General features: G+C 55.1%; 8 protein-coding genes. 7 read left to right on the top strand and 1 reads right to left on the bottom strand.

The features are described from left to right. The 5 genes from FBY36_RS01255 (at position 1) to FBY36_RS01235 (ending at position 9,692) form a co-directional block, all read left to right on the top strand. Complete coding sequence (locus FBY36_RS01255; protein WP_142116973.1) at positions 1–3,117, top strand: type I restriction endonuclease subunit R; 3,117 nt, start codon at positions 1–3, stop codon at positions 3,115–3,117. A 54-nt stretch (positions 3,118–3,171) separates the two neighbouring features. Continuing rightward, positions 3,172–6,684 carry an SIR2 family protein gene (locus FBY36_RS01250; RefSeq protein WP_142116972.1) on the top strand — a complete coding sequence of 1,171 codons (3,513 nt, stop codon included), beginning with the start codon at positions 3,172–3,174 and terminating at the stop codon, positions 6,682–6,684. A 128-nt stretch (positions 6,685–6,812) separates the two neighbouring features. Beyond that, complete coding sequence (locus FBY36_RS01245; protein WP_142116971.1) at positions 6,813–7,733, top strand: hypothetical protein; 921 nt, start codon at positions 6,813–6,815, stop codon at positions 7,731–7,733. A gap of 57 nt (positions 7,734–7,790) precedes the next feature. Beyond that, positions 7,791–8,993 (top strand): AlbA family DNA-binding domain-containing protein, encoded by a 1,203-nt coding sequence (locus FBY36_RS01240; RefSeq protein ID WP_142116970.1) that lies wholly within the window; start codon positions 7,791–7,793, stop codon positions 8,991–8,993. Between the two features lie 246 nt (positions 8,994–9,239). Then, positions 9,240–9,692 (top strand): hypothetical protein, encoded by a 453-nt coding sequence (locus FBY36_RS01235; RefSeq protein ID WP_142116969.1) that lies wholly within the window; start codon positions 9,240–9,242, stop codon positions 9,690–9,692. A gap of 613 nt (positions 9,693–10,305) precedes the next feature. Here FBY36_RS01235 and FBY36_RS20505 read toward each other — a convergent pair. After that, positions 10,306–10,446, bottom strand: coding sequence for a hypothetical protein (locus FBY36_RS20505; protein ID WP_160141863.1), 141 nt, complete (start codon positions 10,444–10,446; stop codon positions 10,306–10,308). Between the two features lie 269 nt (positions 10,447–10,715). Here FBY36_RS20505 and FBY36_RS01230 point away from each other — a divergent pair, with 269 nt between their 5' ends. Both FBY36_RS01230 and FBY36_RS01225 read left to right on the top strand, forming a co-directional pair. Continuing rightward, positions 10,716–10,994: a hypothetical protein gene (locus FBY36_RS01230; RefSeq protein ID WP_142116968.1), complete on the top strand. Its 279-nt coding sequence runs from the start codon at positions 10,716–10,718 to the stop codon at positions 10,992–10,994. Continuing rightward, the gene (locus tag FBY36_RS01225) at positions 10,994–11,326 is read left to right on the top strand and encodes a hypothetical protein (protein WP_142116967.1); all 333 of its coding nucleotides are present in this window, start codon (positions 10,994–10,996) and stop codon (positions 11,324–11,326) included. Before FBY36_RS01230 ends, FBY36_RS01225 begins: the two co-directional genes overlap by 1 nt. Positions 11,327–11,822: the final 496 nt, after the last annotated feature.

The raw sequence follows: 11,822 nt of genomic DNA, 5'->3' as shown, positions 1-11,822 counted from the left end.
ATGGCGCTGTACAACGAGATTGAGTTCGAGAGGGGGATTGCTGAGTATCTGCATGCTCACGGTTGGCTCTACTCAGAGAACGGCGTCGGCTACGATAAAGAGCTTGCGCTGTTCCCCGAGGACGTGCGTGGCTGGCTTACTGATACCCAGCCTGACGAGTTTGAGAAGTTTGTTAGACCCGACGATTCCGCTGAGATTCAGAGAAAATCGTTTGCACGGTTGCTGTCGCGGTTGGTGAAGGTGCTGGATACCCCGCTGGAAAACGGAGGCGGCACTCTGTCTGTGCTGCGGGGCGGCTTCAAGGCGACACCTGCAAAGTTCCGAATGTCGCAGTTCAAGCCCAACGATGCCAAAAACCCGAAGACTGTGGCGGACTACGCCAAGATGCGTCTCCGGGTCATGCGACAGGTGTATTACTCCTCTAGTAACGGGAACAGCATTGATCTCGTTTTCTTCGTCAACGGGCTGCCGGTTGCCACCATGGAGCTGAAAACCGACTTCACCCAGACAGTGCAAGACGCCATGGATCAATACAAGACCAACCGACTTCCTGTCGATCCGACCACGCGCAAGTCTGAGCCGCTGTTCTCGTTCGGTCACCGCGCGTTGGTGCACTTCGCCGTGTCCAACGCGGAATGCTTCATGACAACCCACTTGCAGGGGGAGAAAACACGCTTCCTGCCGTTCAACATGGGTAACGACGGACACAAGGGCAACCCCTCCAACCCGGACGGCTCCCAGACCGCATATGTTTGGGAGCGAGTGCTCCAGCGGGACTCTTGGCTGACTATCCTCGGCAAATTTATGCACCTGCATGTTGAGAAGAAGGTTGACCCCATCACGGGCGAAAAGACCGTCTTCAAGTCTCTCCTGTTCCCGCGCTTTCACCAATGGGAGGCGGTCAATCTTCTCGCGGATACTGCTGCCGTCGAAGGGCGGGGTCACCGTTACCTCATCCAGCACTCGGCTGGTTCGGGTAAGACCAACAGCATTGCTTGGACTGCCCATCGCCTCAACTCTCTTCATGACGCCAACGGAATGAAGATCTTCGATGCCGTAATTGTCATCAGCGACCGGAAGGTGCTGGACGGACAGTTGCAGGAGGCAGTCCAGCAGCTCAACAAGACTGACGGGGTATTCAAGGCCATCACGTCAGGCTCCGGCGGCTCCAAGTCCAAAGCGCTCACCGCCGCGTTACTTGGTGGCATCCAGATTATAGGTGTCACGCTTCAGACCTTCCCGTTTGCCTTGGACGCCATCGAGCAGAACAAGGGGCTGAAAGGTAAGTCGTTCGCAATCATCGCGGACGAGGCACACAGCTCTCAGTCGGGTGACGCCGCCAAGAACCTGAAGAAGGTGCTGACCTCCGGGAACGAGGCACCTCTAGCTGAGGGTGAAGACGCTACCGAGGTCGATGAGATGAGTCTTACCACGGAGGACCTACTGCTGGAGGAGATGAATAAGCGCGCGGAGAGTAGGAACCTGTCGTTCTTCGCGTTCACTGCAACCCCCAAAGCCAAGACGCTGGAACTGTTCGGGCGGAAAAACGCGGCGGGCCTCCCGGCACCCTTCCATCTGTACTCCATGCAGCAGGCAATTGAGGAAGGCTTCATCCTCGATGTTTTGAAAAACTACACGCCGTACAAGATGGCGTTCAAGCTCGCGCACAACGGCGTTGACTACGACTCCGACCAGACGATTATTGAGAAATCTGAGGCCGTAAAGGAATTGATGCGGTGGGTGAAGTTACACCCGCACAACATCAGCCAGAAGGTTGCTGTCATCGTGGAGCACTTCCGCTCCAACGTCAGGCATCACCTTGCCGGTCGCGCTAAGGCTATGGTCGTCACCGGCTCCCGTAAGGAAGCCGTGCGCTACAAGGTGGCCATCGACAAGTACATTGCCGACAGGGGCTACACTGACCTCGCAACCCTTGTCGCTTTCTCAGGTGATGTGGTGGATAGTGAGGTTTCCGTTGAGAAGCTGAACGAAATTAACATGAACCCGAAGCTCAACGGGCGTGAGATACCGAAGGCGTTCAACACGGATGAATACCAGATAATGCTGGTTGCCAATAAGTTCCAGACAGGGTTTGATCAGCCGCTGCTCGTCGCCATGTACGTTGATAAGAAGCTCTCTGGCATCACCGCCGTCCAAACGCTTTCCCGGCTCAACCGAGTTACCGCTGGCAAGGACCAGACCTTTGTCATTGACTTCGTGAACGACCCTGACGAGATACTCGCCGCCTTCCAGCAGTACCACAAGGAAGCCGAAATGTCCGGTGTCACTGACCCGGACATTGTGCATGATCTTCAGGCGAAGCTGGACAAGACTGGCATCTACGAGGAAAGCGAAGTTGAGCAAACGGCTGCGGCATGGGTCGGCAAGGTCAGCCACGAACTGCTAAGGGCCACTGTCGAACCAGCACGTTCCCGGTTTAAAGTCCGGTACCAGCAGGCTCGCGATGCTAATGACACAGCAGGTATGGACGCTCTAGACATCTTCCGCAAGGACCTCGGCAGTTTCATCCGCGCCTATGATTTCCTGTCCCAGATCATCGACTATCAGGACACCGATCTGGAAAAGCGGTCCATCTTCTACAAACTGCTGGCCCGCATCATCAGCTCGGAGAATCAGGACCGGGAAAAGCTGGACCTGTCTGAGGTTGTGATGACCCACTACAAGCTCCACAAACAGGCCAAGGCCGACCTGAAGCTGTCGGCTGAGGAGTCAGTGGCGCTAGACCCAATGACCGCTGCTGGTAGCGCCACAGCCCACGAGGCGAAGAAAGCGCGCTGGGCAGAGATCATCGAGCAGATGAACAAGTTCTTTGAGGGCTCGGGCCTTTCTGACGCAGATCAACTTTCAGTGGCAGAAAGCGTTCTGAACAAGGCACTGGAGAATCACACCCTAAGAGGGCAAGCAGTAGCCAATGGGAAGGCCGACTTTTACTCGTCACCCAAAATCCGGACCACGGTAGAGGACTCCGTTATCGAAGCTGGTGAGCAGCATGCAAGGGGCATCGGCTGGGTGCTGTCTTCTGACAAGGTGGGCGAGATGGTTGAACTCCTCAAGAAGATGGGTCTCTTCGAAAAGCTGCGTGAGGAGGCGGCGTGATTTCCGGCAAGGGCCCATCACGGCCTTTGACGACTAGGAAGACTACGAGTTTCGATGGTTAGCGAATGGCTCACCAACGAAGTCGCGGTCCCTCGTCGCCTGCTAGACGCGCTGAATGATGACCGTCTTGTTGTCTTCGCCGGTGCCGGTATTTCGATACCAGCACCCACAAGGCTCCCCGGCTTCGAAGCTTTAGCCCGTGCTCTTGCTGCAAACGCGGGTTATCCGCATGTTTTGGACGACCCTTCCAAGATCGATGCTTTTTTGGGGAGGGTGGAGGATTACTCAGGGGGCAACGTTCACCGTATGGCGGAAGAACTTCTAGCTCCGCACGGGAGGCGGGGAAATCGATTGCATAACTTGATTATCGAATTATCCGCAACCGCGAGCCTCCGTGTGGTCACAACCAATTTTGATCCCTATTTGAGCCGGGCTGCTAAACGGGCAAGGTTGAGGAACCGGGAGTTTGTAGGCCCTGCGGTGCCCCTCGGACATTCGTTCTCGGGTCTGGTGTATCTACATGGAAAGTTTCCCCTAGCTGACAACGACTCTGTAGTTTTGACGGACAGGGACTTCGGCGAAGCTTATGTCACCGGCGGATGGGCGACCCGCTTCTTGACGAGTATGTTCAGCACTTACACTGTTTTGTTCGTTGGCTACAGTGGGACGGACACAGTCATGCGCTACCTGACTAGGTCTCTCCCGCCCGCAGGAATCGAGCATTTCGCCTTTGTTCCTACAAGCGAGTTGGATAAGTGGGAAGGGCTGGGAGTTACACCTATACCCTTCCCTATCGAGCGTAGATTTGCAGCTCTACCCGAAGCATTGGATGCGTGGAAGAACAGCGTCAGCACGACTCACATCGGGCGCCTTGAAAAGATCAGCCGCATCGTAGAGCAGGGTCCCTCGCTATCAGCACTGGACGAATCGTACCTCTCGTCGGCTTTTATGCGTGTGGAGACTCTGCAACACTTCCTCGCGGTAGCAGACCCCAGTGTCTGGTTGCGCTGGTGCGCGGAGCGCGGTGATCTTGACGATTTGTGGAAAAAATCAGTCGAGCGCGGAACCGATGAAGCCTATGCATGGGCGGAGTGGTGTGGGAGGTCTGTGGAGGGTTCCGATCCTTTGTTGCTCTTTCGGGTTATTCATCAACACGGTGGTGGGGTTGCGGACGCATTATGGTCCGCCATCTGGCGGACTCTCATCACCGAATATCCTCAACCGCATGTGGCGGGTCCATACTTGTCCGTGCTGCTCCAAGGCGCCTCACGCTCTAGACGTCTCGAACTATCTCTGCTGCTCTTACAAGCTGCCTCAAGCGATAGGGAAGGCGCCATGCGCCTCCTTGAGTGGGCAGTGACCCCAACGCCTGCCTTTGAGAAAAGCATGTGGTCCCTGAGCGAGGACTATGACGTTCGGATTGATTTTGACGTCAATGGTGACCGCCACCATGCAAAGGTCGCTTGGCAGCGGTTGTTGCCGCTGTCGTCCTCTGAGTCAAGCGCAATGATGATGATATGCATAGGCCTTCTTACTAGCTCCAGTGGAGCTTCGCGGCACTTCAGCGGACGGCCCTTAGACCCTATTTCAACTGGCCGAGCAGCCATAGAACCTCATAATCAGGACCAGTACGGCGACCGATGTCAGCTACTCATTGATGTTGCTCGCGAGTCGGTCAGAGGACAGGCAGAGCTTTGGCAGCAGGAATTCCTACCGGTGCTGCGGTGGATGCTGCAAAGCTCGTCCACCGTGGTTCAGAGGCTGGCCCTCGATGCGCTGCACCATTTCCATTCCATGCAGGTGGACACCGCTGTACGGCTGGTACTGGATCATAAACTTCTGTTCGATCACCGAGTCAAGCACGAGGTCTTCCGTCTGCTGGCCGCCTTCTATCCGAAGGCGTCAAAATCGACGAAAGAGGCGTTGTTAAAGATTGCTTCCCAGTCGCACGCTGTTGCCCCGGACGTGCCAAGCGACTATGAACGGTACAACCTCCTTGTTTGGCTGAGTAAGTTGGACGCGTCGGACGAGGCTACGCGAAAAGCCTTGGAGCGTATTCAAGAAGAGAACCCGGCATTCGAACCAAGGGAAAATCCTGACTTTGAGTCATTCTTTTTTGAGTTCGGAACCGGAGAAAAAGCTGAAAAAGCACCTGTCTCCGGTCGGTTATCCAAGGAAAGTGCCGAGTCAATCATCCAAGAAGTCCGAGGCTTCAACGAGGAGTTTCCACAGGAGTGGTTACAAGAGCTTGCAGAAGCGGCGTCCTCGGCTCCGAGGATCGAGAAACTGCTTCGAGGCCTAGGCGAAAGCAACTTGTGGTCTGAAGAGCTATGGGACATACTCCTTCCGGCCCTCGAAAAATGCGCGGCGCCGGGTGACATGGCAGGGCTTCTGGAGGTTCTCGCGAACCACCCCTCTAGGACTCGTTATCTTTACTCCTTAGAGTCGCTGATTTCCAAAGCATGGTCAGACAAAGCTCCGCAAAAGGTCGATGATGTAAAGCCGGTTCTAGCAGCGCTTTACAAACTCTGGCAGTCAGTCGGGGCTGCCAGCGAGCCCGAGGGAGATCAGGAGCCCGACGCTTACAGCAGCGCAAGGTCATCTGCACGAGGACGACTTGCCCTCCATTACCTTCAGGGCATGGGGGTTCTGGCCCGTATCGCGCCCGAAACGCCAGTACTCGCTGGTGAGATTCGAGGGGTGATCGAGTCTATGATCGGGAACGAGCGAGACCTCCACACAGTTACAATTCTGGCTGGTAGCACGGGTTGGTTTTTTTCTGAGTATGAAGACTGGGCCGACAACAAGCTCTTGCCGCTGTTCGACTGGACTCTGAGCCCTGAGGTGGCGGCGGCCACTTGGTCCGGGTTCTTGAACGGCTCCTCGTGGTCCAGTCACACCGTGGAGAAGTTAAGCGAGTCGGTTCGATCTGGCTATTCATGGGTCAGCCGATATATCCCGGAGGCGATGCCTGCGTTTGTGGACCATCATTCGTTCTTGTTTTCTTCGGGTCTTCTGCCGGACAACGACCCCACATGGGTGGATGCGTTCACTTTGGCGGCGACCGTCGAGGAGCGGGAACTCTGGATCGATTCTGTATCTCGGCGGTATGGCGATACGGGACCCAGCCCTGAGGCATGGAGGCGGCTGCTTACTTACTGGGCGCGCAGAGCGAGAAACACGCCGATAGGACTCGACGGCATTGAGGTGAACGCGCTCCTCCAATGGCTTTTTCTTACGGAGACTTCCCTTCCAGAGGCGCTCGCAGTCCTACTCAGCAGTCCTATACCAAGGGCACCAGACGAGGGAAGCCGAATTAACTTCGACTACAACAAACTTCCTGTTACCCAGTACCCGGCAGAATGCGGAAAAGTTCTGACGAGGGTGTTGCAGGGTTGTGCTGTAGGGGCTTGGCTTGGCCAAGGATTGGAGCCCATTGTTAGGCATCTGGGGCGCTCCGGAGCGCGGGCAGAGGCGTTGTCAGTGGTAAATGAACTTGTTCGACTAGGTGTCGCTGGAGCAATAGGCTGGCTGGACCCGACAGCCGAAGGCTCTGCCGCTTTGTAGCCATAGCTGTGAAATGTGCAGGAACCGTGATGGTCGCCTAACATGCCACGAGGCGAGTGGCATTTGCTGTGGTGCATCGTCCACTAGGCTCGCTCTTGTCGGGATAACGAGCGTAGTGGGGGATTCAAATGACAACTTTTTGGTGGGTCAATCAGAACAACTCTTTTGACCACGATCGCCCGCTGGGTATCCTCTGGGCTCCGCTTCGAACGGAAAAGGGCTATAGGCAACGTCATTGGGACGCACTAGATGACGTTGCTGTAGGCGATGTCATCTTTCACTACGCCGGGCAGCATATTAAGTCCGTCGGGTACGTGTCGCGCGGCTCACTGCCGACTGCGATCCCATACAAGGGTGGGGACGTTTGGCAAAATGATGGGCGCTCCATCCAAGTTATCTACTCGATGCTTGAGAAGCCTCTACCTCTCACTGAAATTCCTACTAGCCTTCGCGTTGAAGCGAAAACCTACGGCTCGGCCTTTGACAAGAACGGCGATGTCAATCAGGGATACCTCTTTTCGTTGCCGTCAGAAGTGGGGGTGTGGCTCAGCGATCGTTTGGACCTTATTCCTGATGCAGTTGATGATGAAGAAGAACAACCTGAGGACCAGAAAGCAACTGCCTACTTCGATGAGACTAATCGTCGAGTGGTCGTAAACGCCCGCCGCGAGCAGTCAACCCTGCGCGACTTCTTGTTCAAAGACAAGACGTTTTCTACATGTTCGATCTGCGGGAGACAGCTGCCGGTCCAGTTGCTGACGACTGCTCATATCAAGCCCCGCAAGCATTGCGACACGGTCGAACGCAACGATCCCTACGTTGTTATGGCAGCTTGCACGCTGGGCTGTGACGCTCTCTTCGAGAAACATTTCATTATTGTCGATGCAAACGGCGCCATCCAAAGCGGGTGGCGTGAGGGAACCCACGATCTAACTTTGGCTGTCGAAGCAGTGATAGGTCGTGCATGTGAGGCTTTTTCGCCTCGAACCAGTGCCTACTTCGAGAGTCATCGGTTACTGAACTCGGAGTTTGTAGGAGCCTCGGTTTAAAAGATTCAGGTCAGCATTCGGCACCAAACTATTTGAAGTTCATCATCTGAAGGCATCATGGCAAACTTTTGGCAACCATCCACTGAGGCAGACATTGTAGACGGGATTAGGAGCGGAGCGATCTCTGAATCCCACTACATAGAAGTGAAGGAACAGGCGCGAAACGAGCAAATTGCTCAGACGTTAGCTAGTTTTGCGATTGATGGTGGGATGTTCATCATCGGCATCGCTGAAGCGAAAGATGGCAATGGTTCGAAGCGACTCGTCCCAAAGCCGATCCCAGTCGAGGGGATGCTTGAACGGATCGACGGCATAGCCCGTAATGCGATTGAACCACCTCTGCCAGTCACGACCAGAATCATAGAAGTTGAAGGTGGGGGAGGGTTCGTAGTGGTTACGGTCCAGCCGTCGCCAGTTGCCCCACATATGACCGGTAACAAATATTTCGGGCGGGGCGACGCGTCGAAGCACGCGTTGTCGGATGCCGAAGTTCTGCGCTACCATCAACGCCGTCAAGAGCAAGCCGACCTAGCCATGAAGCTCTTGGACGACGCCGAGATGAGTGACTATGTGTCGTCCACCGAGAGGGAACACGGGCATATTTATCTGGTCGCCGAACCCTTAATGCCGGTGAACAGCACTCTGGTAGATCAGTTTTTGGATGACGAATATGCGCTAGTCAACTTTGTGGCTTCCGGGCACAACAGATGCAAAGCAAATCTAGTCAGTTTCTATCCCACTCCCCAATACGCGACTAGGATCAAACATCGTGATCTCGGTGTCTCGATCCTAAATGCCGATGCCGAGAAGGCTGGCCTGACACCTAAGCCTTCTGACTTCAGTGAGAAGTCGATCCTCGACGTGCAGTTGTTAGAATCGGGGGGTCTTCGAATATTGGTCGGACGCGGTACAGAAAAGTGGAACCCGGAAGAGTCAATCGTCTGTGATGGGCTAGCGGTGGCATACGCGCAGCGACTCGCCTATTGGGTCAGCGGTCTCAGCGAACGCTATGGTTACCGGTCTTTGTGGACCTTAGGACTCAGGATCAACGGCGTCAAGGGGCTCCGCTCGCACATCATGGTGAATAACTGGAGTAGTTTCGAGCCTCCGCGAACTATGCATAGCGACGTCCACTCCCGTGTGGTGACGGTCAGTACTGAAGCGTTGAAAATGACGCCGGAAGCGACCGTGGAGTCACTGGTTGGGCGGATGCTCAAGATATTGGGAACTACAGAACACCACCTCGGAAGGACGGGTTGAGTTTTTTATCCCACGACTAGGAGTCGGCGGACATGCCATACAAGTGACGATGAAGGCATGAACTGAAATGGGGAGTCAGGCTCGTGTTGGGGCTACCTCGATCTCAACATTGCGACGACAAGTCGAGAGTAAAATACCTTTGTCGTGAGTGAAAATGTGCGGTGGGTGCAACATCTTGGCGCCGGAGAGCACCGGTGCTGCATGCCGTTGAACATCTATGGACCGTGTCGGGTAAGTTCTTACCTCATGGAAGATGGACTTTGGGCGGCTCTAGTGACCGGCGTCGTGGCGATCACGGCTGGATATCTAGGTACAATATGGGGCAGTCGCAACGAGCACAGGCAATGGCTCCGAAACGAAAAAATGAAGGTCTACAACAAGATCACTCATCTGCTCAGCGCCGAAGACGACAAGAACACGAATGGGCCCGATTCTTCTGGGGAGATTGAAGCTCGCCGTTCAGTGGTTCTAGATGAAGTCTTACTTCTGGGCAGCGACGAGGTATATGGACTGGCATCCAAGGTAGGCGAGTTTGCAAAGGAAGCCAGCGTCGCTGGTATCCATGTCGATCAATGGGAGTCGCTCATGGAGAAACGCGACTATACCTTTCTTGCCATGATCGATGCCATGCGGCGCGAGCTTCGACTGGGCAAGGGCAATCGAGTTTCCCCTTTACCCAAGGCAAAACAACGCAGCTAGTCGATCGCTGCTGGTTTTCGCTAATCCTGAGCAGCATCCTGCTTCCTCCTGACCCTTTTAATTGACAACATTGTTGAATAGTATGCCTTCAATCAATCATTCTGATTAACGGGGTCTCGGAAATGAAGCGAATGGGTGCATCGACAGGACTAGTCTTGAGCGTCTTGCTCGGCAGCGTTGTGATGGCATCACCCGCGATAGCCGCTGACGATCCAGCGCTGATGCCTCCCGGTTATGTCGGTGGGGGAGCATCGAGTGTCGCTCCGCCTGCTCCATCAGCTCCGACGCCGCCATCGGGTCCCACTTGCACCGTGCCGCATCCCGTCCAAGGCTGCGATACCCCGGACGTCCCATACATCCCGCTAGTGCCCGATTATGTTCCGCCAGCACCAGCTCCGGCACCTGTGAACGTTCTCGCTCCGGCAGCTCCTGCTGAGCAGCCCCATGCGGCTCTGGCTCCTGTGCCAGCTCCGGGTGCTTACGCTCCGAATGTCGTTGCCCCGGTACAGGCCCCGGCGCCAGCTATTCAAAACCCACTTCCCGACGACGGGGAAGTAAGTCTGTCCATAATCCCTGCGGAGGAACTGGCAGTCGGTGTAGTGGCCGTTGAAGCTCAGAGGAGCGGTGAGGCGACCAGCAGCAACCCGAGCATTAGTGCCACGCCGTCACCGCCGTTCACACCGAAGAGTGATGCGGTAATCAAGGCGGGTACCACGTCCGTTGCTGATAACGATGGATTCGATGCAGTGCCCATCGTTATCCTTGCGGGCCTCGGCGCACTTGTCTTCGGCGGTTTTGTCAGTTATCAGAAATTGCGTTGCAAGCGAATATGAATTCTTGAATGAACGAGAGCTGCATAGTGACCCTAGTAGGAATTGCTGGCCGAGGATCAATGTTATGGCCCGGAACATTGTCACCGTTGTTGCTACGTAATGATGATGGCCCTTCAACAGTCGCAAACTCCGACGGGACTAAATACAAAACGTTCTGTCACTGCGGATGCGATTCCGCTAGAGTTTGCACATGACCGCCAGCCGAATCATCGAGAAGTCGAGGATAAACGCGAGTGTCACCATCATAACAATGGAGAAGGTCGAGGACCATGAACTGGTCGGGATGCACGCGGTTCTCAAGACCTATGTTGTTGGCGTGGAGGGAATCGATCCGAAAGTTCCATACGATGTTTACGGGAGTAGCAGGTCCACGCAGTTGGGACACGAGTACACCGTTGTCGAAATCCGGCGCAGACTAATCGCAGCTAAGGACCACATACATCCGTCGCTCATTGAAGGAGTGCTTTAGTGATACGTGATCATAAGGGACATGAAATCAGCGTGATTGAAGCCTCTAGAATGGTGCAGCAAGGAAAGGTCGAACTCGTTCGCGACGTAATCGACTTCGATGGTGGTCACGTCCTCGTCCGCTCTCGTCTCCGGCCAATCGCGCACCGTAACAACGAACCCTTGTTCACCACGACCGTGATCGGCGACCGGAAAGTCGGTATGCAGGAATACGCGACGGACTCCGAGGAGGCGTGCGTGAAGTTGCACACTGCCATGGTGGGTCGCTACCAGTTACTCGAAAGCGCACGGGCCAACGGTGTACCGAAAGTGTTGCTGGACGGGGTTCTCTAGCCACGCCCGCCCGTCGCCTCGTTGCCCCGCGCAGCGGCCCGCTCCACCGACCGAGGAAGCATCAGCGTAGGAAAGACAGTCGCGGCTTGGACAGGCATCGACTCGTACAACCGGACTTCTTCACTACGCAACTCTCTCTTCGTTACCGATAAAAAGCTCTCGGTCATGGCAAACGTACTTTATGTGCGCCAGCTAAAACCTATTCATACTACCTAGGCGGGAGATACATCGGCGTTACCCCCCATATAGGGGGTTATAGGGGGGTTTGGCGAAGGGGAGTGTTCAAACCAATTGGTGGGAACACCACTCCTAAATGTTCGTTCGATTGCCCGCATCGCCGCGCCAATCCGGTTGCCATTTCCTTTGACTGCTGCCACGTCAATCCGCCGAAACGATTCTAAGGAATAGCTGGGAAAGCCCTGTCCTCAAACTAAGCCAATGTTTGGAACTCAGCGAAGTCCTGTGGGGAGAGACGCAACCGTTTTGTATCGAGATG

This window comes from Arthrobacter sp. SLBN-122 (genome assembly GCF_006715165.1).
GTDB lineage: Bacteria > Actinomycetota > Actinomycetes > Actinomycetales > Micrococcaceae > Arthrobacter.
The sequence above is the reverse complement of the archived record's forward strand: the minus strand, read 5'-3'. Positions and strand labels throughout refer to the sequence as shown.